This window comes from Luteipulveratus halotolerans (assembly GCF_001247745.1).
GTDB lineage: Bacteria > Actinomycetota > Actinomycetes > Actinomycetales > Dermatophilaceae > Luteipulveratus > Luteipulveratus halotolerans.
On the sequence record NZ_LAIR01000002.1, the window covers coordinates 3,989,796 to 4,011,687 of the forward strand.

Sequence of the window (21,892 nt, forward strand, 5' to 3'; positions counted from 1 at the left end):
GAATGTCCAGCCGTCCCAACGCTTCTCGTGCTTCCAGTGACGAGCGAGCACCGCTCTCTCTTCCTGCGCTCCGTGCGCTCAAGGCGGAGGGCACACCCGTCGTCATGGTCACCGCGTACGACTACCCGTCGGCGGTCGCGGCCGAGCACGCCGGCGCCGACATCGTGCTCGTCGGCGACTCCGGTGCGATGACCGTGCTCGGCTACGACTCCACCGTGCCGGCGACCGTCGACGAGATGCTGATGCTGACCCGCGCGACGCGCCGCGGCCTGCGTACTCCGGTGCTGGTCACGGACCTGCCGTTCGGCTCGTACGAGGTGTCTGACGAGCAGGCGGTCGAGACGGCGATGCGGTTCGTCAAGGAGGCCGGCGCGCACGCGGTCAAGCTCGAGCGCGGCGAGCCCACGTCGGTCGCGCGCGCAGCGGCGATCGTCGCCGCCGGCATCCCGGTGATGGGCCACATCGGCCTCACCCCGCAGACCGCCACCGCGCTGGGTGGTTACAAGGCGCAGGGCCGCGTCGGAGCGGACGCCGCCAAGATCGTCGAGCAGGCGGTCGCGCTGCAGGACGCCGGCTGCTTCTCGGTGGTGCTGGAGTGCATCCCGAGCCCGGTCACCGAGGCGATCATGACCCGCATGGACCGCGCTGTCGTGATCGGCATCGGCGCAGGTCCGGCCGCCGACGGGCAGGTGCTGGTCTTCCACGACCTGCTCGGCATCCGCGAGGGCAAGGGCGCCAAGTTCGTGAAGCGCTACGCCGACCTGCAGGACGCCATGGACGCCGGCGTCGCGGCGTACGCCGACGAGGTCCGTTCGCGTGCCTACCCCGCGCCCGAGCACGGTTATGCGATGCCCGACGACCAGGTGGCCGCGATGAAGGCCGCCCTCGGCGACTGACACATCGCCCGCCGAGAGGCACACCGTTCGCCCAGAGGCACACCCCTGGGCCTTGCCTCTCGCCGAACGGTGTGCCTCTCGGTGAGCGCGCGGGCGAGGGTCCGCTGCTACCTTCGGGGCCACACCGGCCAGGTCGAAACAGGGGGAGTGCTGTGGGAGATCTCGTACGCGGCCGCGGCCGCCTCATCGCGGTGCTCGCCGCCGTCGCGCTCGTCGTGGTGCTGGTGGCCGCGAAGGTGTGGCCCTCCGACACCACGACCGGCTGCACCAAGGACGCATCGGGCGCCCCGCTCTCGGCCCATGACGCCGAGCTGACGTCCAACCCGATCGTGCAGCGCGTGGCTCAGGGCGTGGCGCACGAAGACGCGCGGCGCTATCTCGACCAGAGCAGCCTCGAGGTGCCGTCGAAGGCTGACGCCGAGCGCGTCGCGAAGTCCCTCGACAAGAACGGCCACTGCATCAACGCCTGAGCCGGTGCACGTGGCGCTCGTGAGGCAGGTCGTGGCGGTCGAGCAGCAGCTGGGCGCCGTCGAGCGCTGAGCCGCTCGCCGCGCGCCACCGCAGCGGCCTGACCGCCTCGGCCATCGGCGCGAGCAGGGCCGACCCGAGACCGGTGAGCCCGCCCACGACGGCGACGCTGTCGACTCCGCCGACCTCGTCGGCCGCCTCGGTCGCCGTACGCGCCAGGGCCGAGGCCGCTGAGGCGATCAGTGCCGCGGCCGCCGCGTCACCGTCAGCCGCCAGGGCGCCGAGGTCGGGCACCAGCGAGGCGCGCCGCCGAGCGTGCTCGTACGACCGGTCGCCCGCCAGCTCGCGCCACGTGTCACCGAGGCGTCGGCGTACGACGTCCGCCCACCTGCCCGAGTGCGCCGCCTCGGTGATCATCGCCGTCCCGATCCAGGCTCCGCTTCCGACGTCGCCGTCGACCGGGCCGAGCCCGTCGACGACCGCGACTGCACCGTTCGGACCGACCGCGACCGCGACCGCGCCGGTGCCCGCGACGACGACCACCCCGGCCGTACCGCCGAGCGCACCGGCGTGGGCCGTCACGGCGTCGCTGGTCACGGCGACCGAGGCGCCGGCGTACGTCGTGTGCAGCCGCTCGGCGAGATGCTGTGCGGCGTCGGGGTCGGTGAGCGCGCCGGCCGCGCCGACGGCGAGCCGGCGTACGGACGTCACACCCGTGGCGGTCACTGCCTGCTGGATACTGGCGAGCGCGGCTCCGGCTCCGGCCGGAGTGCTCAGGCCAGGAGCGCCGACGGCCTCGCCGATCGCTCCGCCGCTGCGGGCCCGGCACCGGGTCTTGCCCAGGTCGAGCACCACATCCGTCACCGGGTCAGCCTGCTGGTGGGCCTCAGCAGATGTCAACGATTTCCCGCCTCCAGAGGTCGAAGGTTGGTTGTTGCCATTCCAGGTGGCTAGGGTGACCCCAGATTCAGGAGCGGAGGGTTGCGCCATGCCACGCACAACGAAGTCGGCAGGTTCCGCCGTCAGTGGTCGCCAGAGCGACGTGCTGGTGCGCCTCAGGTCATCGTTGCCGAGTCTGCAGCCGGCTGAGCAGCGGGTCGCCCAGGTCGTCATCAGCGATCCCGCGTCGTCGGCTCATCTGTCGATCACGGGTCTCGCCGAAGAGGCTGCCACGTCCGTGGCCACCGTGGCACGGTTTGCCCGAAAAGCCGGCTTCAACGGATATCCCGAGCTGCGCATCGCGCTCGCGGGTGCGGCGGCGCGCGAGGACGTCCTGCTCGGTGTGGCCGGCCGGCAGCCCCCGGCCGAGCTCGACGAGTCCGCCTCGCTGCGCGATGTCGTCGGCTCGATCGTCCACCACGAGACACGTGCTCTGCAGGAGACCGCCGAGCACCTCGACCTCGACCAGCTGCAGGCCGCCGTCGACGCGATCGGCAGTGCTCGCCGCGTCGACGTCTTCGGCGTCGGTGCCAGTGGCGCGGTCGCCACCGACCTGTCCGCCAAGCTGCAGCGCATCGGCCGAATCGCGTTCTGCTGGACCGAGATTCACGCTGCTGCGACCGCGACGGCGCTGCTCGGCAAGGGCGACGTCGCCGTCGGCATCTCCCACAGCGGAGCCACCGTCGACACCGTCGAACCCCTCACCCGCGCCCGCGACGCAGGCGCCACGACGGTCGCGATCACCAACTTCGACGGGTCGCCGCTCGCCGACGCCGCCGACATCGTCCTGACGACCGCTGCCCGCGAGACGACGTTCCGGTCGGGCGCCACCGCGAGCCGCACCGCTCAGCTGGCGGTCGTCGACATCCTGTTCGTCGCGGTGGCCCGCCTCGACCTGTCGGCCTCCACCGACGCACTGAGCAAGACGCACGACGCTGTCACCGCCCGCCGACTGCCGACGTCGCGTACGAGCGACGGCCGGAGCCGCGCGTGACCTCATCGCCCGTCGACCCGGCACTCGCCGGGCTCGCCACCGAGGGCCGCAACCCCTCGTCCCAGGGTCTCGACCGGATGACCACGGCCGAGCTCGTCGCGCTGATGAACGCCGAGGACGCCGGTGTCGCCTCCGCGGTGGCGCAGGCACTGCCCCAGGTCACCGCCGCGGTCGACCTCGTCGCGCGCTCGATCCACGACGGCGGGCGCCTCGTCTACATCGGCGCCGGCACCAGCGGGCGGCTCGCGCTGCTCGACGCGGCCGAGTGCCCGCCGACCTTCAGCACCGACCCGGCCCAGGTCATCACGCTCCTCGCCGGTGGCGAGCAGGCTTTCACCCAGGCCGTCGAGGGCGCCGAGGACGACACCGACGCCGCGGCACAGGACATCGACGCCGCAGGTGTCGGACCACTCGACACCGTCGTCGGCCTGACGGCGAGCGGCCGTACGCCGTACGTCGTGGCCGGGCTCGACCGCGCTCGCGAGCTCGGTGCCCCGACGGTGTCGATCTCGTGCAACGCCGGCTCGGTCGTGAGCGGCCACGCCGACGTCGCGATCGAGGTCGTGACCGGCCCGGAGGTGCTCACCGGCTCGACCCGGCTCAAGGCCGGCACTGCTCAGAAGATGGTCTGCAACATGCTGACCACCGCCTCGATGGTGCGCAACGGCAAGACGTTCAAGGACCTCATGGTCGACATGCGGCCCACCAACGGCAAGCTGCTCGACCGGGCCCGCCGTATCGTGGCGGCCGCGGCCGACGTCGACGTCGCCACGGCGGGCGCGGCCCTCGACCGTGCCGACGGCAGCACCAAGGTCGCTATCGTCATGCTCCTGACGGGCCGCGACGCGCGCGGTTCGCAGGCCCTGCTCGCCGCGAGCGACGGGGTCGTCTCTGCGGCGCTCGCAGGCCGCACCGGCTGACAGGGGGGAGCGCGATGGCTCAACGGATGTTCGTCGCGCTCGTACCCCCGGCCCCGGTCCGGGACGATCTCGCGACGTTCCTCGAACCCCGGTCCGAGCATCCCTGGATCGATCCCGAGCAGTGGCACATCACGCTCGCGTTCATGCCTGCCGTCCCGGACTTCGCCCTCGACGGCCTGGTCGAGGGGCTCGAGTCGGTGACCGGACGGCGTACGCCGATGCGGCTGCAGCTGCGTGGCGGCGGCGCCTTCCCCGAGGCCTGGGCGGCGAAGGTGCTGTGGATGGGCCTCGCCGGTGACGTCGCCGGGCTGGGCCGCCTCGCCACCAACGTCCGCAACGGCGCTCAGCACGCCGGGGCCCCACCCGAGGGCCGGGCGTTCCGGCCGCACCTGACGGTCAGCCGGTTGAGGCGCGTCCAGGAGCAGTCGCGCTGGGTGCAGGTGCTCGACACCTACGAGGGCCCGCAGTGGGTCGCCGACGAGGTCACGCTGTTCGCGTCGCATCTCGGGGAAGGCCCGCACGGACGCCCACGACATGAGACGGTGGCGACCGTTTCGTTGACCTGAGAGGGATCGTCCATGTCCACCCGTGCCGGCACGTCGCGAGTCAGGCTCGCCGACGTGGCGTTGTTCGTGCTCGAGCTCGCTGTCTACGTCGCGGTCGCCTGGTGGGCGTACAGGCTGGTCGACAACGTCGTGCTCAAGGCCGCTCTCGCACTGGCCGCGATCGCGGTGATGGGTCTCATCTGGGCTCGTTACGGCAGCCCGCACGCACGTCGTCCGGTCTACGGCGTCGCGCGAATGGCGTTGTGGCTGCTGTGGTTCGGCGCCGGCGTGGCCGCGCTGTGGTTCGCCGAGCTGCCCGTCCTCGCGGTCGTGCTGGCCGTCGCGTTCCTGTGGATCTTCTGGCTCCAGCTGCGCCCTCGGCGCTGAGTGATCGCGCCGGTGTGCGGTTCGGTCGCCTCCGGCTCCGGCCAGGGGGCCGCCTGCGTCGCAAACCATCCGGCCTCGCAAGCTCGGCCTCCCGCCAGACCCGCCATGCTCCTCCGGCTGCCCCCTGCCCTCCGCCTCCGTAGGCATCTCGCCGTCTGGTGATTACTCTCACGCCATGACCAACCTCGCGACCAACCTGGCCCGGACCGTCGAGCGTCATCCCGACCGTGTCGCGCTCCGGCTCGATGACACGACCCTGACCTATGCCGAGCTCGACGACGCCTCGGCACGGGTCGCCGCGTACCTGTCGGCCCAGGGCGTCGAGGCCGGCGGCCGTGTCGCGATCTCGCTGCCCAACGTGCCGGCGTTCGCGGTCGTCTACTACGGCATCCTCCGGCTCGGTGCGGTGGCGCTACCGATGAACCCGTTGTTCAAGCCGCGCGAGGTCGAGTACTACCTGCAGGACGCCGAGGCGTCGGTGATGTTCGGCCTGCCCGGTGACGCGCAGACAGGTGCGGCGACGGTCGGTACGCCGTTCGTCACCGCTGACGAGCTGCCCGGCCTCCTCGCGCAGCAGCAGCCGTTGGCCGGGATCGCCGAGCGTGCCGACGACGACACCGCCGTCATCCTCTACACCTCGGGCACGACCGGGCGGCCCAAGGGTGCCGAGCTCACGCACGGCTCGCTCAACACCAACCAGGACGTCACGGCGCGCACGCTGATCAAGCTCACGGCGGACGACGTGCTGATGGGGTGCCTGCCGCTGTTCCACGTATTCGGGATGACGTGCAGCCTCAACACGGCCGTCGCGCACGGCGCGACGCTGACGCTCATCGCGCGGTTCGAGCCGGCCAAGGTCCTGCAGATCATGGAGCGCGACCGGGTGACGATCTTCCTCGGCGTGCCGACGATGTTCGGCGCGATGCTGGCTGCGGGGGCCGACGTCGAGGTCGACCTGTCCTCCCTGCGTACGGCCATCTCGGGCGGGTCCTCGATGCCGGTCGAGCTGATGCGCAAGTTCGAGGAACGGTTCGACTGCACGATCCTGGAGGGCTACGGCCTGTCCGAGACGTCGCCGGTCGCGTCGTTCAACCACCCCGACACGGTGCGCAAGCCCGGGTCGATCGGTACGCCGGTCGAGGGTGTCGAGATGCGCCTGGTCGGTGAGGACGGCAGCGAGGTCGCGCCGGGCGAGATCGGTGAGGTCGCGATTCGCGGGCACCTGCTGATGAAGGGCTACTGGAAGCGCCCCGATGCGACCGCCGAGGCGATCAAGGACGGCTGGTTCCACTCCGGCGACCTGGCGCGCCGCGACGAGGACGGCTACTACTTCATCGTCGACCGGTCCAAGGACATGATCATCCGCGGTGGCTACAACGTCTATCCGCGTGAGGTCGAGGAGGTGCTGTACGAGCACCCTGACGTCGTCGAGGCGGCGGTCGTCGGCGTACCTCACGAGCACTACGGCGAGGAGGTCAAGGCGTTCGTCGTCCTGGCACCTGAGACGTCGGCAACTCCTGACGAGCTTCGCGCGTTCACCCAGGAGCGTGTGGCGGCGTACAAGTACCCGCGCACCGTCGAGGTCATCGACGCGCTCCCCAAGGGGGCTTCGGGCAAGATCCTCAAGCGCGAGCTGCGGGAGCGGCCGGCGAACCCGGCTTGAACTGCTTAGTAAACCTATGTAATATGCGGAAGCATGACTTCCAGCACCCGACGCGGCGACGAGCTGCTCTCCGCAGTGGCGCGCGTGCACCGTTGGGCCACTCGCCACGCCGACCTCGACCTGCCGTCCGCACAGGGGCGGCTGCTCGCCCTGGTCGCTGAGCTCGGGCCGTCGCGCATCGGCGACCTCGCCGCGGCCGACCACTGCAGCCAGCCGACCATGACCACGCAGGTGCAGCGGGTCGAGGCCAACGGCTGGGTGACGCGTGAGGCCGACCCGGCCGACGCGCGCGCCTGGCTGGTGCAGATCACGCCTGAGGGCCGCGCGATCCTGCGCGCTGCGCGAGCAGAGCGCGGCAAGGCGATCCAGCCGCTGCTCGACGCCCTCAGCGACGAGGACAAGGCCACTCTCGAGCGCGCCGCGCAGATCATGCACCAGATGGTCGCGACCTCGCGCGACTGACCGGACCACCGTCTCCGCGCCCCGTGCGCGGCTGCGGCCGGTCTCATACTTAGTTTTTCAATATAGAGAGAGGATGTGAGCACACCCCATGTGGCGTCAGCCCAAACCGGTGTGGGCCGTGGCGTTCGCCTCGGTCATCGCTTTCATGGGGATCGGTCTCGTCGACCCGATCCTGAAGCCCATCGCCGACGACCTCGGCGCGAGCCCGTCGCAGGTCTCGCTGCTGTTCACGAGCTACATGGCGGTGATGGGCGTCGCGATGATCGTGACGGGTGCCGTCTCCAGCCGGATCGGTGCCAAGCGCACGCTGCTCGCGGGCCTGGCGATCATCGTCGTCGGCTCCGCGCTCGCCGGTCTGCAGGACTCCGTCAACGGCATCGTGATGTTCCGCGCCGTCTGGGGTCTCGGCAACGCGCTGTTCGTCGCGACCGCGCTGGCCACGATCGTGCGCTCGGCCCGCGGCTCCACCGCGCAGGCGATCATCCTGTACGAGGCCGCCCTCGGTGTCGGCATCGCGACGGGCCCGTTGGTCGGCGGTGTGCTCGGCAACATCTCGTGGCGCGGGCCGTTCTTCGGCGTCGCGGTGCTGATGGTGCTGGCGTTCCTGCTGACGTCGTTCATGCTGCCGGAGACGCCCACGACCGGTCGGCCGACGTCGCTCACCGAGCCCTTCCGTGCCCTGCGCCACCGCAGCCTGCTGACCGTCGCGATCACCGCGCTGCTCTACAACTTCGGGTTCTTCACGCTGCTCGCGTTCACGCCGTTCCCGCTCGGCCTCGGCGCGATCCCGGTCGGGTTCATCTTCTTCGGCTGGGGTCTGCTGCTCGCGATCAGCTCGGTCGTCGTGGCACCCCGGCTCCAGGCCCGCTTCGGGACCCTGCCGTCGATTCTCGGTGCACTCGCCGGGTTCGCCGTGCTGCTCGCGATCATGGCGCTGTTCACCGACAGCAAGCCGGTGCTGATCGTCTGCGTGATCCTGGCCGGCTTCTTCCTCGGCATCAACAACACGCTCGTCACCGAGTCGGTCATGAAGGCCGCGCCGATCGAGCGCGGCGTCGCGTCGGCGGCGTACAGCTTCGTGCGGTTCCTCGGCGGCGCGGTCGCGCCGTACCTCGCCGGCAAGCTCGGCGAGGAGGTCAGCCCGCACCTGCCGTTCTGGGTGGGCGCCGGAGCCGTGGTGCTCGCGATGGTCGTCCTGTACGCCGGCCGCGGTCACCTCTCCCACCTCGACGACGAAGAGCCGGCCGAGGAGGAGCTGCTCGAGGAGGCCGAGGCCGTCTCGCTGTCGGAGGCCTGACGCCTGCGGCCAGGCCCGGCACCCCTCGCCCCGCGGCGTCAGAACTGAGTCCTGGCGGTCTGACCGAGTTCGAACTGCGTCAGACCACCGGAACTCAGTTCTGACCGGGGTGCGGCGTCCGCATGATCCTGAGGCGGCGTCGTCTCCTCATGGGCCGTACCCGCGGCGGTTGAGGATCTCGTCGTAGTCTGCGTCCGTGATGAGCCGACGCTCGCGGGCGGTGCTCACGTCGTCCCACTGGTCCGGGTCGGCGATGTAGTTCCACTCCACGAGCGCGCGCGACCGATCGACTGGCGGGTAGTCCCAGTCGGCGAGCTGCTGGATCATCATCGGCCGGTCGATCAGTCGGAGCGCGTAGCGCTGGGCGATCTCCAGGGGCGTCGCGCCCACGAACCCGTCCGGCGGCGGTGTCGCCTCACGGGCGATCTTGAGGCGCTGGCTCACGGCGCCCTGCGAGACGCCGAGGGCGTCGGCGAGGGTCTGCTGGCGGATGCCGCCGGCGATCGCCGCGAGCATCGCCCGCTGGGTGTCGATGCGCGCGATGTCCTCGCGGATGCGGTGGATCTGGGCCTGTGCGACGAGCTGCTTCTGGTCGGGCGTGAGTGCGGTCATGGTCGGCATCACCTGGTCCTCTCGCCACGATATTAGCCTCCTAATTCGTGGCCGCGCAATCAGACTCCCGCAGAGGCGCTTCCTCATCGCGACGGCATCGCCGGTCGAGTGCGGAACCGGGTCGTCCGCGCTCGCGTCACTACTCCCGAGACGCTGCAGCAGGCCCCCCGGCCGCTCGGACTCACCTCCCACCGACCCCCGGTGCGATGCGTGCTGCCCGAAAACACCTGCAGCACAACCGGATTGGGGCACTCGTGAGCAGCAGGTGGACGGGCAAGCAGCGGTACGCAGTGGGCGCGCTGGTCGCGACCGTGACCCTCTCCGGTGCCGCTGCGGGCGTCGGCCTCCTCAACCCCGGCCACGCCGATGCCTGCACGACCGGCACCGTGAAGGCCGACTGGCGCCCGCCGTTCCAGCAGTCCTACCGCGTGAGCAGCGGCTTCGGGCACCGCGTCCACCCGATCACCGGCAAGGACAAGCTGCACGCCGGTATCGACCTCGTCTCCCAGCCCGGCCCTGGCCCGGTCGTCGCGGCAGCAGCAGGCACCGTCACCCGCGCCGGTCGCTACGGCGGCCTCGGCAACACCGTCGAGGTCAAGCACGCCGACGGCATCTCGACGTTGTACGGGCACCTCGCCTCCATCGACGACGACATCCGCGTCGGTCGCACGGTCCCGGTCGGTGAGCGTCTGGGCCGCGAGGGCACCACGGGCGACTCGACCGGTGAGCACTTGCACTTCGAGGTGCACCGCAAGGGCGAGCCGATCAACCCCAAGCCGTTCATGGCGCAGCACCACGCGCCGCTCGACGGCAAGGCCGTCGCGCCCTCGCCCGTCACGGGCGGGTTCGCGCTCCCGGGGCCGGGCTCGCCGCGCAAGGCGTCGGCGTACAACAAGACCCTCCCCGTCCCTGCTGACATCAAGCGTCTGTACGAGCGTGCGGCCGACCGCTACCGCCTCCCGTGGACGCTGCTCGCCGGCATCGGCATGGAGGAGACTGCGCACGGCAAGCACAAGCGCACCTCGTCGGCAGGCGCCCAGGGCCTGATGCAGTTCATGCCGGCCACCTGGGACTGGGTGGGCGTCGACGGCGACGGCGACGGCAAGGCCGACATCAACAACGACGCCGACAGCGTGATGTCGGCCGCCAACTACCTCGTCCGCTCGGGCGCCCGCGAGGACGCGCAGGGCGTGCGCGACGCGATCTTCGCGTACAACCACGCCGACTGGTACGTCAACGACGTGCTGTTCTACGCCGACGAGTACGGCGGCGGCACCGTCGGCGTCCGCTCGACACCCTGCAAGGCGGCGCCGAAGCCGGTCCGCGCGCCCGACCAGCACGCGATCTCCGGCCAGAAGGTCGGCACGGTGCTGCGCTGGGCCGAGGACCACGTCGGCGACGGCCATCGCCTCGGGGCCAACGGCCCGCACGAGTGGGACGCGTCGTCGTACACCCAGCACGCGTACGCCCAGGCCGGGGTGACGCTGCCGCGCACGGCCGCCGAGCAGCGTGACTGGCTGGCCACGGGCGGCCACGGCATGCGGGTGCAGCCCGGTGAGGAGCGTCCCGGCGACCTGCTCTTCTTCAACAGCTACCTCGGACCGAACGTCATCGGGCACGTCGCGCTCGTCGCCAACCCCGAGCAGAAGACGACGTTCGAGGCCAAGAACCCGCAGACCGGTGTCATCCGCGGCTCGTACGCCGGTGCGCAGAGTCAGCAGCGGATCTTCGAGATCTGGCGGGTGGCCGAGCCCGCACCGGTCGCGGCCCCGAAGCCCGCGCCCAAGCCGACGCAGCCCACGCCCCAGCCGACGCAGCCCGCGCCCAAGCCGACGCAGCCTGCGCCGAAGCCCGCCCCGAAGCCCGCGCCGAAGCCGGCGCCCAAGCCGGCCCCTGAGCCCAGGCGCGGACCGGGCGTCCCGGACATCCCGGGCGACTGGAAGGGCCTGCCGATCCCGACGCTTGCTGCTCCTGGAGGGAACTGATCGAACAACCCTGTTGCCGGTCGCGTTCATTAGGCATACTCGCCAGCAGAGATCCCCCGGGAGCGCTCACGGACGAGCGCTGCCCGGCGACCGGGAGGGGCCAGCAGGGTGGGACGGCACAGCTGTCAGCACGAGCTGAGCGAGCGGCGTGCTCACACCCGCAGGGGGTTGGTCGCGTTCGTGGCAACTCCGGCACTGCTGGCATCGGTCGGTTCGGCGGTGGTCATCCCTCGCGCGCTGGCCGACAAGAAGGACTCGGCCCCCGACACGACCTGCCAGGTGATCAGCGCCGACGGCACCTGGCGCTCGCCGCTCACGCAGACCTACGCGATCTCGAGCCGGTTCGGTGAGCGGTTCCATCCGATCGACAAGGTCAACCGGTTGCACGCGGGTGTCGACCTGGTCTCGGCGCCGCAGCAGAAGCAGGTCGTGGCTGCGTCCAACGGTGTGGTGGTGCGGGTCGGCGCGTATGGCGGTCTCGGCACCGCGGTCACGATCCGGCACAAGGGCGGCATCACCACGACGTACGGGCACCTCGCCTCGATCGCCGACGGTCTGCGCCGGGGTGACAAGGTCTCCGGGGGGCAGGTGCTGGGCCTGGAGGGCTCCAGCGGTAAGGCCACCGGTGATCACCTGCACTTCGAAGTGCGCGTCAACGGTGTCGCGACCGACCCGATCCCGTTCATGCGGCAGCACGGCGCACCGCTCAACGGCGACGTGACCGGGCCGGGCGCCGGCGGCAAGGACGGCAAGGGTGGCGTGGTCACCGGCACGCCGCTGCCCAAGCCGGGCCTGCCCCGCAAGCACACGCTGAAGACTCAGGCGATGGCGATCCCGCAGGACGTTAAGCGGTTGTACGTCGCCGCGGGCCAGGCCTACGACATCCCGTGGACGCTGCTGGCCGGCATCGGCATGGAGGAGACGCTGCACGGGCGGGTCGATGCGACCTCCTACGCCGGCGCCAAGGGGCTGATGCAGTTCATGCCCTCCACCTGGGCGCTGATGGGTGTCGACGGTGACGGCGACGGGCGGGCCGACATCAGCAACGACGCCGACAGTGCGATGTCGGCGGCCAACTACCTGACCCGCTCGGGTGTCCGCAAGGGCGCCGAGGGCGTACGCCGGGCGCTGTTCGCGTACAACCACGCCGACTGGTACGTCAACGACGTGCTGGCCTACGCCGACCAGTACGCCGGGGGTGCGGGTGCGTGCGTGCCCGGCGGTGCCGACGGGCTGTCCTCGATGGTCGACCCGGCCGTGGAGCCGGTGTTGACCTGGGCGCAGGAGCACGTGGGTGATGCTCACCAGCTGGGCGCGGTCGGGCCGCGCACCTGGGACGCGTCGTCGTACACCCAGCACGCCTACCACCAGATCGACGTGCAGATGCCCCGCACCGCAGCCCAGCAGCGTGACTGGCTCGCCCAGGGTCACGGGTCGCGGGTCATCCCGGGCCGGGAGCAGCCCGGTGACCTGATCTTCACCGACAGCTACCGCGGCCCGAACGCCGTCGGTGACGTCGCGATCGTGCTCAACCCGGTCGAGAAGTCCACGCTCGAGGCCAAGGACCCCGCCTCCGGTGTCATCACCGGCTCCTACGCCACCACCGAGGCCCAGTCACACATCTTCGAGATCTGGCGACCCAACCGCCCCGCCACCCAGGCCGAGCCCAAGACCGCCACGAAGACGTCGAAGCGCCACTCCTCGGAGCGTCACTCCTCGGAGCGCCGTGACCGTGGCTCGGACCGGTCGCGCGACCAGCGCGACGACAAGAAGTCCACCGAGCCGCGGACGCACTCCTCCAAGAAGTCGAGCGAGCACCGCGCCCGGCGCGACTGAGCCTCACCATCGCTGGTTGAGCCGCTCGAGCGCCCTGGCGCGAGAACGTGTCGAAACCTGGTGCGGCGCAGGGAGACTCGTGTGTCCGCGGTCGCCGTGGTTTCGACACGGGCTCGCCCTAGGGGGCTCGCCCGGCTCAACCAGCGGTCCGGCGTTCTCCCGGCAAAAGTTGGCGAGGTGCACATGGATGTACGCATCGTCAACTTTTGCCGGTGGGTCCGGGGCTTGGGGGGGCTGACGCGTGCTGTGCACTGGTTCGTGTGGTGAGCCAGGTCGGTGGCTGGCTCACCACACGAACCAGTGCACAGCACGCGTCGAGGCCCATATCGCTGCAGCGCCCCTCGGCGGTGTTCGCTGGTTGAGCCGCTCGAGCGCCCTGGCGCGAGAGCGTGTCGAAACCTGGTGCGGCGCAGGGAGACTCGTGTGTCCGCGGTCGCCGTGGTTTCGACACGGGCTCGCCCTGTGGGGCTCGCCCGGCTCAACCAGCGGTCCGGGTCGGCGCCCTCCCGGCTCAACCAGCGTGGGTCAGCGACCGAGCCGCGGGTCGCTCACCGACGGCTTGCCCGTCTCGATCCGCCCGGCGAGCTGACGCGCGTACGACGCGTCGCCGGTGACCGTGACCGTCACGTCGTACCAGCCGTGCGCGCGGCGCGTGTCGATGCGCACCGTGTGAGTCTTGCCGGGGCGCAGGGTGATCGGGCGGGTCCGTTTCGTGCTCTGCGCATCAGTGACGCCCACCTCGGCACCATCGCTGCTGCTCAGCGTCAGCACGAGCGCGCCGTCGCGCTCGACCGACGACGACACCTCGACACCCGCGCGGGCGGTCGTGCCGGCGTACCGACGGAAGAACCCGTTCGGGCCGTGCAGCGACAGGTCGTACGTGCGGCCCAGCGCCCACTGCGGGCTGAGCGAGTCCCCGGCGCCGATGGTGTACGAGTACGGCGCACCGGCCACGTCGAGCGACCGCGCCTGCAGGTGGACGCCGAGACGGCCGGTGTTGCGCATGGTCGCCTTGAGCGTCGAGCCGCTCACCGCGGCTGCCACCTCGATGCCGTAACCGAGCGCACGCGACGGACGAGTTCCCTTCTCCTGCAAAGGAAGTGAGCCGTTCTTCGGCGGCGTCGGCACGTAGTCCGGGTGGCGTACGGAGTCCTTCGGCTCGTACGCCGCCGTGTCAGGCAGTGACGGCACGGTCGTCTGCGAGCCGCTGAAGTCGAACGCCGACGTCAGGTCACCACACACCGCGCGGCGCCACGGCGTGATCTGCGGCTCCTGCACGCCGAAGCGCTGCTCCATCAGCCGCAGGATCGAGGTGTGGTCGAACGTCTCGGAGCAGACCCAGCCGCCCGTGCTCCAGGGCGAGACGACGAGCATCGGCACGCGCTGCCCGAGACCGTACGGTCCGGTCGCGCCGAGCGGGCCGGAGTAGATCTCGTTCTCCGTCGAGACCGTCGAATCGCCCTGCAGCTGAACGGAGTTCGGGTACGCAGGCACGACGTGGTCGAAGAACCCGTCGTTCTCGTCGTACGTGATCAGCAGCGCCGTGCGGCTCCACACGTCGGGGTCGGACGTCAGCGCGTCGAGGACCTGCGCGGTGTACCAGGCGCCGTAGTTGACGGGCCAGTTCGGGTGCTCGGTGAACGCCTCGGGCGCCACGATCCAGGAGATCTGTGGCAGCCGTCCGCCCTGGACGTCGGCGCGCAGCTGGTCGAAGAAGCCCTCACCCTTGCGGGCGTCAGTGCCGGTGCGTGCCTTGTCGAACAGCGGGTTGCCGGGCTGCGCGTTGCGGTACTGGTTGAAGTAGAGCAGCGAGTTGTCGCCGTAGTTGCCGCGGTAGGCGTCCTCGATCCAGCCCCAGCCGTGCGCGGCGTCGAGGCCGTCGCCGACGTCCTGGTAGATCTTCCACGAAACCCCAGCAGCCTGAAGGCGTTCGGGATAGGTGGTCCAGTCGTACCCGGCCTCGTTGTTGCCGAGCACGGGCCCGCCGCCCTTGCCGTCGTTGCCGGTCCACCCGGTCCACATGTAGTAGCGGTTGGGGTCGGTCGAGCCCATGAACGAGCAGTGGTAGGCGTCGCAGACGGTGAACGCGTCGGCGAGCGCGAAGTGGAACGGCATGTCCGGGCGGGTGAGGTGCGCCATCGTCGTGGTGCCCTTGGCCGCGATCCACTGGTCGTAGCGACCGTCCGCGAACGCCTGGTGAGCGTCGGGCCAGCTGTGTGGCAGGTCCTGCACGAACGCCAGGCCGAGGTCGTCGTGGTCGGGACGGAACGGCAGCGTCTCCTGGCCGCCCTTGGCCTGGTGCCAGACCGACTTGCCGCTGGGCAGCACGGCCGGGTGCGGGTCGCCGAAGCCGCGCACACCGCGCAGCGTGCCGAACAGATGGTCGAACGACCGGTTCTCCTGCATCAGCACGACGATGTGCTCGACGTCCTGCAGCGAGCCGTGCGTGCGGTTCGCCGGGATCGACGCGGCGCGCGCGACGCTCGCGGTCAGGCTGTCGGTGAGGGCGGTCGCGGCGGCGGCTCCTCCTGCGATCTGCAGGAAGCGGCGGCGGTCGATGGACGACATGGTGGGCCTCTCGGTCGGGGGCAGCCCTCCCACTCTGGCCCGGTACGCCGAACGTCGGGCGGCGCGCAGGTGAAACTCTCCCGGCGGTCAGCTCTTCAGCTCGTGGAGTGCGAGCAGCGTCAGGGCAGCGGTCCACGACAGCGGCGCCACGGCGGCGGGCGCTCCGTCGGCGAGGACCTTCTCGGGGAACGACCCTGCGCTCGTACGATGCTCGGCCAGCCAGCGCAGGCGGCTCTCGGCAGCCTTCCGGTCACCCGTTGCCGCCGAGGCCAGGGCGAACGCCGCGGTCTCAGGGGTCCAGCTGATGCCGTCGTCCTTCCACGCGGCACCGGGCGCGAGGCCGCCCGCCGGGCGGATCATCTGGCCGGCGGCCTTGACCAGGGCGTCGGTCGCACCAGCGGGTGCCGAGGCGACGTAGGGCGGCAGCGCGAACGCGATGGCCGCGTCGAGCTCGGAGCCGCGCTTCTCGCGCGGCCAGCCGTACGCGCCGAACTCGCGCTCGACGGCGTCGGTGAGCTCGGTACGCCGACCGGTCGCGGCCGCGGCGAGCTCGTGCTCGCCGAGCTCGGTCAGCAGCCCCGGAGCGGCCTCGAGCCCGGCCACGAGCGGCGCGACCGTCCCGAGGGTGAGGGCGCTCTCGTCGTCGAGCTCCCAGTAGTCGGGCGAGGGGGACGGGAGGAAGTCAGAAGTGTTGGTACTGATGAGAACTCGGCCCACCGACCGCGTGATCATCCTCCGCATCGACTGCACGAGAGCGACACCGGACGCGGAGTCGAGGGTGCGGCGTACGTGGGCGATCGCCCACAGCACCCACCCCGATCCGTCGAGCTGGCGGACGCGGTCGTCGGGCGCCTGGTCGGTGCCGGGGACGTAGCGCGCCTCGAACCACCCGTCGGCGCGTTGGACGCGCTGCAGGAACGTCAGCGTCGAGATCGCCTCGCGGGGGTGACCGGCGACCGCGAGCGCGACCGCGCTGGCCGAGCAGTCACGCGGCCACACGTAGCGCCACAGCGGCGTCCACCCGGCGACGGTCGCTCCGCCTGGTACGCCGGTGGTGAGCGCGTGGATGTCGAGCAGCGCCGACTGAGCGAGCCCGTCGTACTCGCCGAGATCACGGGTCCAGGCGGCGGACGACGAGATCCATTGCTGCTGCTGGCGATTGAGCTGTTGGGCGTGGGCGGCGGACTTCAGCACGCGGCTGCCGGGGAACACCAGCTCGGGCCGCCCGGCGGGGACGAGCTCACGTGTGGTGGGCGAGGTCAGCGCGACGGTCTCGGAGTAGAGCGGCGGCTGCTCGTGCCGGCCGCGCCACCACCAGGTCGCGCCGCCGCCGGCCGCACCGGCGACGACGAGGCCCGCCGCTGCGCCCCGGAGCACGGTGCGACGGGGCGGGTGGGCATGACTGTCCCCGTCCCCGACCATGCCCGGAAGTCTAGGTCGGCCGTCCCGTGTCAACCCGTGGGACCTCGGCCGGTGGCAGCGCTCGTTCGGCCGTCCCGGTCGGCGTACGCGCATAGGCTGTCGGTCATGGTGAAGCCGCACCCGGCGTCGCGCGCCGAGGACGCGTTCAACACCCAGCGCGCGCGCCGCCTGGGCCGACGCGGCTGGGCGCACCGGATCCTGCCCTACAACGGCTACGGCAACGCCGGGAGCGCGCGGGTTCTGGGTCGCGTCGCCCTCAGCCGTGCGGCGGGCGGTGGCACGGCCCAGGGCGAGTCCGACCGGCGTGGCATCCGGGCGTTCCTCGCCGCCCCGGTCAGCGACATCCCGGTGACAATCACGTTCGGAGCGGCTCGCGTGCAGGTGGTCTCCGACCGTGGCGGCTACTTCGACGCCGACCTGCAGGGACACGGGCTCGACCCCGGCTGGCACCAGGCGACGCTCTCCAGCGGCGAGGTCGTGGTCACCACTCCTGTGCAGGTCATCTCGGGCGACGTGACGTTCGGGATCATCAGCGACATCGACGACACCTGCCTGGTCACGATGCTCCCGCGACCGATGCTCGCGGCGTACAACTCGTTCGTCCGCCAGGAGACCGCCCGCCGTGTCGTGCCCGGGATGGCGGCGATGTACCGCTCGCTGCTCGCGCACCACCCCGGGGCCCCGATCGTCTACCTGTCCACCGGCGCCTGGAACACCCACGACGTGCTCACCCGGTTCCTCAAGCGGCACGGCTACCCGTCGGGCGCGCTGCTGCTCACCGACTGGGGGCCCACCGAGACGTCGTGGTTCCGCAGCGGCCAGGCCCACAAGCGCTCGCAGCTGCGCCGGCTCGCCGCCGAGTTCCCGCACATCCGTTGGGTTCTCGTCGGCGACGACGGTCAGCACGACCCCGAGATCTATGACGACTTCGCCGCCGAGCACCCCGACCACGTCGAGTGCGTCGCGATCCGTCAGCTCACCGCGGCCCAGCAGGTGCTCTCGCACGGCCACCCGCTCTCGCACGACGACGTCTCCGGTCGGCCGCAGAAGGTCCCGACCCTCGAAGGCCCCGACGGCTACGCCCTGCACCGGCTGGTCACGCAGGCCATGAGGAGGTCCCGAAGCCATGCCTGAGCTGCCCGAGGTCCAAGGCCTCACCGACTTCCTGCGCGGTCGCGTCGTCGACCTCGCGATCACCTCGATCGAGCTCGGGTCGTTCAGCGTGCTCAAGACGTACGACCCTGCGCCGCAAGCGTTCTCGGGCCTCTTGGTCACGGACGTACGCCGGCACGGCAAGTTCGTCGACGTCGACGCCGACGGTCTGCACCTGGTGTTCCACCTGGCCCGCGCGGGCTGGTTGCGCTGGTCGGAGTCGATGCCCAACACCATGCTGCGGCCGGGCAAGTCGCCGATCGCGCTGCGTTGCCGGTTCTCCGACGGGTCCGGCTTCGACCTCACCGAGGCCGGCACCAAGAAGGGCCTGGCCGCCTACCTCGTCCGCGACCCGCAGGACGTGCCCGGCATCGCCTCTCTCGGGCCCGACCCGCTGTCGGACGACTTCGACGAGGCGGCGTTCGCCGCGATCGTGAGCGGCCGGCGTACTCAGATCAAGGGTTTGCTGCGCGACCAGTCGGTCATCGCGGGCGTCGGCAACGCCTACTCCGACGAGGCACTGCACGCGGCCAAGCTGTCGCCGTTCGCGATCGCGTCCTCGCTGACCGAGGAGGAGGTCTCCCGGTTGTACGCCGCACTGCGCGAGACCCTGCAGACCGCGGTCGCCGCCGCGTCGGGCAAGCCCGCCAAGGACCTCAAGGACGCCAAGCGCGCGGGCATGCGGGTGCACGGTCGTACCGGCGAGAAGTGCCCGGTCTGCGGTGACGTGGTGCGTGAGGTGTCGTTCGCCGACCGGTCGCTGCAGTACTGCGCCACCTGTCAGACCGGCGGCAAACCGCTCGCCGACCGGCGGATGTCCCGACTGCTCAAGTAGCCCTTGTTACTGACCGGTAGCACGGGCTAGGTTGCGACCGTGAGTGAGTTCGACGACGCCATCGCCTTCACACCCGCGGACGCGCCGGGTTCGTACGACGTCCGCCTCGACCGGGCCTGGACGATCGGCGGTGGCATCAACGGTGGCCTGCTGCTGTCGGTCATCAGCAACGCGCTGTCCGACGCGCTCGGCGCCGGCGGTCACCCCGACCCGATGTCGATCTCTGCGTACTACCTCGCGCCCGGACGCCCCGGCCCGGCCACCGTCGAGACGTCGATCGTGCGCAAGGGCGGCAGCGTCTCGGTCGCGTCGGCCACCCTGGTCCAGCAGGGCGCTGACGGCGAGCGGGTCGAGTCGATCAAGGTGCTCGCGACGTTCACCGACCTCGACAAGGCCGCAGGCGAGACCGACGTACGCCTGACCCCGCCCAACCTGCCGCCGCTGGAGAAGTGCATCCGCGCGTCCGATGCCCCTCCCGAGGTGCTCAAGGAGGCCGACCTGCTGCAGCGCAGCGACCTGCGCCTCGACCCGGCGACGGCGATGTGGGCGGTCGGCAAGCCGTCGGGCAACGGCCGCATCCAGGGCTGGTGGCGGCTGGTCGACGGTCGCGAGCCCGACGTGCTTGCGCTGCCGTTCGTGTGCGACGTGCTGCCGCCGGTGTCGATGGACCTCGGCAAGCTCGGCTGGGCGCCGACGCTGGAGTTCACCGTGCACGTGCTCGCCAAGCCGGCGCCGGGCTGGCTGCGGGTCGTCCACTTCACCGAGCACGTCGCGGCCGGTCACTTCGTCGAGGACTGCCAGGTCTGGGACAGCGAGGACACGCTCGTCGCGCAGTCGCGCCAGCTCGCTCGTCTGCCGCGCCCGCCCCGCTGAGGACAGCGCCGACCGCCCGGCCCGCTCGGGTCCTGGGCCCACCAGAACTGAGTCCTGGCGGGCCAGCCCCGGTCAGAACTGAGTCTTGGTGATCTGACCGAGTTCGAACTGCGTCAGAACACCAGAACTCAGTTCTGACGCAGGGCTCGCAGGGCCGGGTCAGAGGATCTCGGGCGCCTGCCCGTTGTCGGTGACGACCTGCTTGCCGGCCTGGTCCCAGGCTTTCATGCCGCCGTCGACGTTGACCACGTCGTAGCCCTGGGCGCTCAGCCACTGCACCGCGCGGCCGGAGCGGCCACCGCTGCGGCAGATCACGGGCAGCGGCTCGGCGTCGGGCAGCTCGTCGAGGCGCGAGGGCACCTCGGACAGCGGGATGTGGACGGCGCCCGGCGCGTGGCCGGCGTCCCACTCGTCCTGCTCGCGCACGTCGAGCAGCACGGCGTCGTCGGAAAGGGCCTGCGGAGTGGTCGGCTGGTCGCTCATACCCCCATCGTGCCTTGCCGATCCCTAGTGTTCGGAGGAGGCCGAGAACCGGCCACCCGTGATGAACCGGAGGAACCCGATGCGGACCTTGAGCACCATCGCAGCCGCCGTCGCGCTCGGCGCGGCGAGCCTCGTCGTACCTGCCACTGCACACGCGGCCGAGGCGCCCGCCGACACACCGCCGACGACGGGACCGTGCGCGTACACACCGCTGGCGGACCAGACGTACTCCACCTGGGTCGGGCTGCCGCAGGATCCCGCGCACACTCCGGACCGCAGCACCGCGAAGGCCACGCTCGAGACCACGCAGGGCGACATCCCGATCGTGCTCGAGCGCGCCAAGGCTCCGTGCACGGTGCAGAACTTCTCGTTCCTGCAGCACCGCGGCTACTTCGACGGCACGACCTGCCACCGGCTCACCGCCTACCAGACCCCGCCGTCGGCGCTGTCCGTGCTGCAGTGCGGCGACCCGCTCGGCACGGGTTGGGGAGACCCGGGCTACGCGTTCAAGGACGAGCTCACGAGCGCGCAGGCGCTGCCCAACTGGCCGGGCACGACCGACGGCAGCCGCAAGGTCTACTCGCGTGGCACGCTCGCGATGGCCAACGGCGGCCCTGACACCAACGGCAGCCAGTTCTTCCTGGTGTACGAGGACTCGCGCCTCCGCCCTGACTACACCGTCTTCGGGCACGTCACCGAGGAGGGCATGCGCACGCTCGACAAGCTCGCCGCGGGCGGCATCGATCCGGGCGCCGAGGGCACACCGCAGGACGGTACGCCGGTGCTCACCACCACGATCGAGCGCGCCAAGAGCGGCCGCTGAGCCTCCACCGCCGGTTGAGCCGGTCGAGGCGCCAGCCGAGACCGTGCCGAAACCACCGGACGCGTGGGGAGACTCATCGCGTGCGGTCGACGGTGGTGGCGAGGGTGACCAGGCTGGGACGGCGCGGCGTGCTGCTGAAGCCGAACGACGGCTCGGGCCAAACCGGTGCCAGCCGGCCGAGCGGCGTGCCGTCCCAGCTGCCGTCCGCCTCGGTCACCGCACGCTGATCGGTCGCGCCGTAGAACTCGCGACGACCGTTGCCGGCGGTGCCCCTCGTCCGCACCCCACGCAGCACGACGCGGGCGACCGGATCGGTGAGGGAGGCGAGGGCGGGGCTGTGGGCCACGGACGGCGGCAGCACGGACAGGAGGCGACCGAGCGGCGTACGACCACCGAGCGCCACCGTGAGCTGCAACGGTCCTGCGTCGACCGACCACGCGTCCGGGCCTGCGGACACCGTGACCGGCACCTGGCGTACGGCGTCGAAGGTGTAGGTCGCGGTCACGTAGTCGGCGACCTCGGCGGTGGGGGCGAGGAGCGTACGCCGACCGGTCGCGTCGGCGACCATCACGTCGGCGAACGCGCCGAGCGGTGAGTCGAGCCAGCGCCCGACGACGACGCGGACGCCGCTCGTGGAGCCGACGCCGAGGATCTGGCCGTGGAAGACATCGCGCACAGGGTCAGTCTTCCTGGTGTACGAGCGCTCGCGCCCGCGCCCTGACCACACCGTCC

General features: G+C 71.2%; 21 protein-coding genes. 15 read left to right on the forward strand and 6 right to left on the reverse strand.

Going from position 1 to position 21,892, the window contains the following annotated elements; all coding sequences use genetic code 11:
- Positions 1-2 precede the first annotated feature (2 nt).
- Positions 3-896, forward strand: a complete 894-nt coding sequence (panB, locus tag VV01_RS20025) for a 3-methyl-2-oxobutanoate hydroxymethyltransferase (protein WP_050671433.1) — start codon at positions 3-5, stop codon at positions 894-896.
- Between the two features lie 152 nt (positions 897-1,048).
- On the forward strand, positions 1,049-1,366 hold the full coding sequence (locus VV01_RS20030; protein ID WP_050671434.1) for a hypothetical protein: 318 nt from the start codon (positions 1,049-1,051) through the stop codon (positions 1,364-1,366).
- Here VV01_RS20030 and VV01_RS20035 read toward each other — a convergent pair.
- The gene (locus VV01_RS20035) at positions 1,356-2,228 is read right to left on the reverse strand and encodes a hypothetical protein (RefSeq protein ID WP_071606471.1); all 873 of its coding nucleotides are present in this window, start codon (positions 2,226-2,228) and stop codon (positions 1,356-1,358) included. The genes VV01_RS20030 and VV01_RS20035 overlap by 11 nt on opposite strands.
- A gap of 124 nt (positions 2,229-2,352) precedes the next feature.
- On the opposite strand from VV01_RS20035, the gene VV01_RS20040 reads away from it, so the two are divergent.
- The 7 genes from VV01_RS20040 to VV01_RS20070 all read left to right on the forward strand — a co-directional run bounded on the left by VV01_RS20040 (position 2,353) and on the right by VV01_RS20070 (position 8,571).
- The gene (locus VV01_RS20040) at positions 2,353-3,297 is read left to right on the forward strand and encodes a MurR/RpiR family transcriptional regulator (protein ID WP_050671436.1); all 945 of its coding nucleotides are present in this window, start codon (positions 2,353-2,355) and stop codon (positions 3,295-3,297) included.
- Positions 3,294-4,217 (forward strand): N-acetylmuramic acid 6-phosphate etherase, encoded by a 924-nt coding sequence (gene murQ, locus VV01_RS20045; protein ID WP_050671437.1) that lies wholly within the window; start codon positions 3,294-3,296, stop codon positions 4,215-4,217. Before VV01_RS20040 ends, murQ begins: the two co-directional genes overlap by 4 nt.
- A gap of 14 nt (positions 4,218-4,231) precedes the next feature.
- Positions 4,232-4,783 carry an RNA 2',3'-cyclic phosphodiesterase gene (thpR, locus tag VV01_RS20050; RefSeq protein ID WP_050671438.1) on the forward strand — a complete coding sequence of 184 codons (552 nt, stop codon included), beginning with the start codon at positions 4,232-4,234 and terminating at the stop codon, positions 4,781-4,783.
- Positions 4,784-4,795: 12 nt separating this feature from the next.
- The gene (locus VV01_RS20055; RefSeq protein ID WP_050671439.1) at positions 4,796-5,149 is read left to right on the forward strand and encodes a YrdB family protein; all 354 of its coding nucleotides are present in this window, start codon (positions 4,796-4,798) and stop codon (positions 5,147-5,149) included.
- A 175-nt stretch (positions 5,150-5,324) separates the two neighbouring features.
- On the forward strand, positions 5,325-6,812 hold the full coding sequence (locus VV01_RS20060; protein ID WP_050671440.1) for a long-chain-fatty-acid--CoA ligase: 1,488 nt from the start codon (positions 5,325-5,327) through the stop codon (positions 6,810-6,812).
- A gap of 33 nt (positions 6,813-6,845) precedes the next feature.
- Entirely contained in the window at positions 6,846-7,274 is a 429-nt protein-coding gene (locus tag VV01_RS20065; RefSeq protein WP_050671441.1) for a MarR family winged helix-turn-helix transcriptional regulator, read from the forward strand.
- 88 nt (positions 7,275-7,362) lie between these two features.
- The gene (locus VV01_RS20070; RefSeq protein WP_050671442.1) at positions 7,363-8,571 is read left to right on the forward strand and encodes an MFS transporter; all 1,209 of its coding nucleotides are present in this window, start codon (positions 7,363-7,365) and stop codon (positions 8,569-8,571) included.
- A 147-nt stretch (positions 8,572-8,718) separates the two neighbouring features.
- On the opposite strand, the gene VV01_RS20075 is transcribed toward VV01_RS20070, so the two are convergent.
- Positions 8,719-9,192 (reverse strand): helix-turn-helix domain-containing protein, encoded by a 474-nt coding sequence (locus VV01_RS20075; protein WP_050671443.1) that lies wholly within the window; start codon positions 9,190-9,192, stop codon positions 8,719-8,721.
- Between the two features lie 245 nt (positions 9,193-9,437).
- Between VV01_RS20075 and VV01_RS22980 the strand changes: the two genes are divergently transcribed.
- Both VV01_RS22980 and VV01_RS20085 read left to right on the forward strand, forming a co-directional pair.
- The gene (locus VV01_RS22980; protein ID WP_197275118.1) at positions 9,438-11,168 is read left to right on the forward strand and encodes a peptidoglycan DD-metalloendopeptidase family protein; all 1,731 of its coding nucleotides are present in this window, start codon (positions 9,438-9,440) and stop codon (positions 11,166-11,168) included.
- Between the two features lie 180 nt (positions 11,169-11,348).
- Positions 11,349-13,004, forward strand: a complete 1,656-nt coding sequence (locus VV01_RS20085) for a peptidoglycan DD-metalloendopeptidase family protein (protein ID WP_157508981.1) — start codon at positions 11,349-11,351, stop codon at positions 13,002-13,004.
- A gap of 525 nt (positions 13,005-13,529) precedes the next feature.
- Here VV01_RS20085 and VV01_RS20090 read toward each other — a convergent pair.
- Together VV01_RS20090 and VV01_RS20095 are read right to left on the reverse strand one after the other, a co-directional pair.
- Positions 13,530-15,572, reverse strand: coding sequence for a phosphocholine-specific phospholipase C (locus tag VV01_RS20090; protein WP_050671446.1), 2,043 nt, complete (start codon positions 15,570-15,572; stop codon positions 13,530-13,532).
- A gap of 87 nt (positions 15,573-15,659) precedes the next feature.
- Positions 15,660-16,994, reverse strand: a complete 1,335-nt coding sequence (locus VV01_RS20095; protein ID WP_050671447.1) for a glycoside hydrolase family 15 protein — start codon at positions 16,992-16,994, stop codon at positions 15,660-15,662.
- A 105-nt stretch (positions 16,995-17,099) separates the two neighbouring features.
- On the opposite strand from VV01_RS20095, the gene VV01_RS20100 reads away from it, so the two are divergent.
- Genes VV01_RS20100 through VV01_RS20110 form a run of 3 tightly spaced genes read left to right on the forward strand, consistent with a single transcriptional unit; the run spans position 17,100 to position 19,854 of the window.
- A complete protein-coding gene (locus tag VV01_RS20100; RefSeq protein WP_050671448.1) occupies positions 17,100-18,128 on the forward strand; it encodes an App1 family protein in 1,029 nt (342 codons plus the stop codon).
- Positions 18,121-18,981, forward strand: a complete 861-nt coding sequence (locus tag VV01_RS20105; RefSeq protein WP_050671449.1) for an Fpg/Nei family DNA glycosylase — start codon at positions 18,121-18,123, stop codon at positions 18,979-18,981. Before VV01_RS20100 ends, VV01_RS20105 begins: the two co-directional genes overlap by 8 nt.
- Before the next feature lie 39 nt (positions 18,982-19,020).
- Complete coding sequence (locus VV01_RS20110) at positions 19,021-19,854, forward strand: thioesterase family protein (RefSeq protein WP_050671450.1); 834 nt, start codon at positions 19,021-19,023, stop codon at positions 19,852-19,854.
- A 159-nt stretch (positions 19,855-20,013) separates the two neighbouring features.
- Here VV01_RS20110 and VV01_RS20115 read toward each other — a convergent pair whose 3' ends face one another.
- The gene (locus tag VV01_RS20115) at positions 20,014-20,337 is read right to left on the reverse strand and encodes a rhodanese-like domain-containing protein (protein ID WP_050671451.1); all 324 of its coding nucleotides are present in this window, start codon (positions 20,335-20,337) and stop codon (positions 20,014-20,016) included.
- 88 nt (positions 20,338-20,425) lie between these two features.
- On the opposite strand from VV01_RS20115, the gene VV01_RS20120 reads away from it, so the two are divergent.
- Positions 20,426-21,160 (forward strand): peptidylprolyl isomerase, encoded by a 735-nt coding sequence (locus VV01_RS20120; protein ID WP_197275119.1) that lies wholly within the window; start codon positions 20,426-20,428, stop codon positions 21,158-21,160.
- A gap of 73 nt (positions 21,161-21,233) precedes the next feature.
- On the opposite strand, the gene VV01_RS20125 is transcribed toward VV01_RS20120, so the two are convergent.
- Positions 21,234-21,836, reverse strand: coding sequence for a hypothetical protein (locus tag VV01_RS20125; protein ID WP_050671453.1), 603 nt, complete (start codon positions 21,834-21,836; stop codon positions 21,234-21,236).
- Positions 21,837-21,892: the final 56 nt, after the last annotated feature.

Excerpts from the sequence above, each read along its gene's own strand:
- panB (WP_050671433.1), top strand. The coding sequence starts at position 3 with ATGTCCAGCCGTCCCAACGCTTCTCGTGCTTCCAGTGACGAGCGAGCA.
- VV01_RS20040 (WP_050671436.1), top strand. The coding sequence starts at position 2,353 with ATGCCACGCACAACGAAGTCGGCAGGTTCCGCCGTCAGTGGTCGCCAG.
- thpR (WP_050671438.1), top strand. The coding sequence starts at position 4,232 with ATGGCTCAACGGATGTTCGTCGCGCTCGTACCCCCGGCCCCGGTCCGG.
- VV01_RS20055 (WP_050671439.1), top strand. The coding sequence starts at position 4,796 with ATGTCCACCCGTGCCGGCACGTCGCGAGTCAGGCTCGCCGACGTGGCG.
- VV01_RS20060 (WP_050671440.1), top strand. The coding sequence starts at position 5,325 with ATGACCAACCTCGCGACCAACCTGGCCCGGACCGTCGAGCGTCATCCC.
- VV01_RS20065 (WP_050671441.1), top strand. The coding sequence starts at position 6,846 with ATGACTTCCAGCACCCGACGCGGCGACGAGCTGCTCTCCGCAGTGGCG.
- VV01_RS20070 (WP_050671442.1), top strand. The coding sequence starts at position 7,363 with ATGTGGCGTCAGCCCAAACCGGTGTGGGCCGTGGCGTTCGCCTCGGTC.
- VV01_RS20075 (WP_050671443.1), bottom strand. The coding sequence starts at position 9,192 with ATGCCGACCATGACCGCACTCACGCCCGACCAGAAGCAGCTCGTCGCA.
- VV01_RS20090 (WP_050671446.1), bottom strand. The coding sequence starts at position 15,572 with ATGTCGTCCATCGACCGCCGCCGCTTCCTGCAGATCGCAGGAGGAGCC.
- VV01_RS20095 (WP_050671447.1), bottom strand. The coding sequence starts at position 16,994 with ATGGTCGGGGACGGGGACAGTCATGCCCACCCGCCCCGTCGCACCGTG.
- VV01_RS20100 (WP_050671448.1), top strand. The coding sequence starts at position 17,100 with ATGGTGAAGCCGCACCCGGCGTCGCGCGCCGAGGACGCGTTCAACACC.
- VV01_RS20105 (WP_050671449.1), top strand. The coding sequence starts at position 18,121 with ATGCCTGAGCTGCCCGAGGTCCAAGGCCTCACCGACTTCCTGCGCGGT.
- VV01_RS20115 (WP_050671451.1), bottom strand. The coding sequence starts at position 20,337 with ATGAGCGACCAGCCGACCACTCCGCAGGCCCTTTCCGACGACGCCGTG.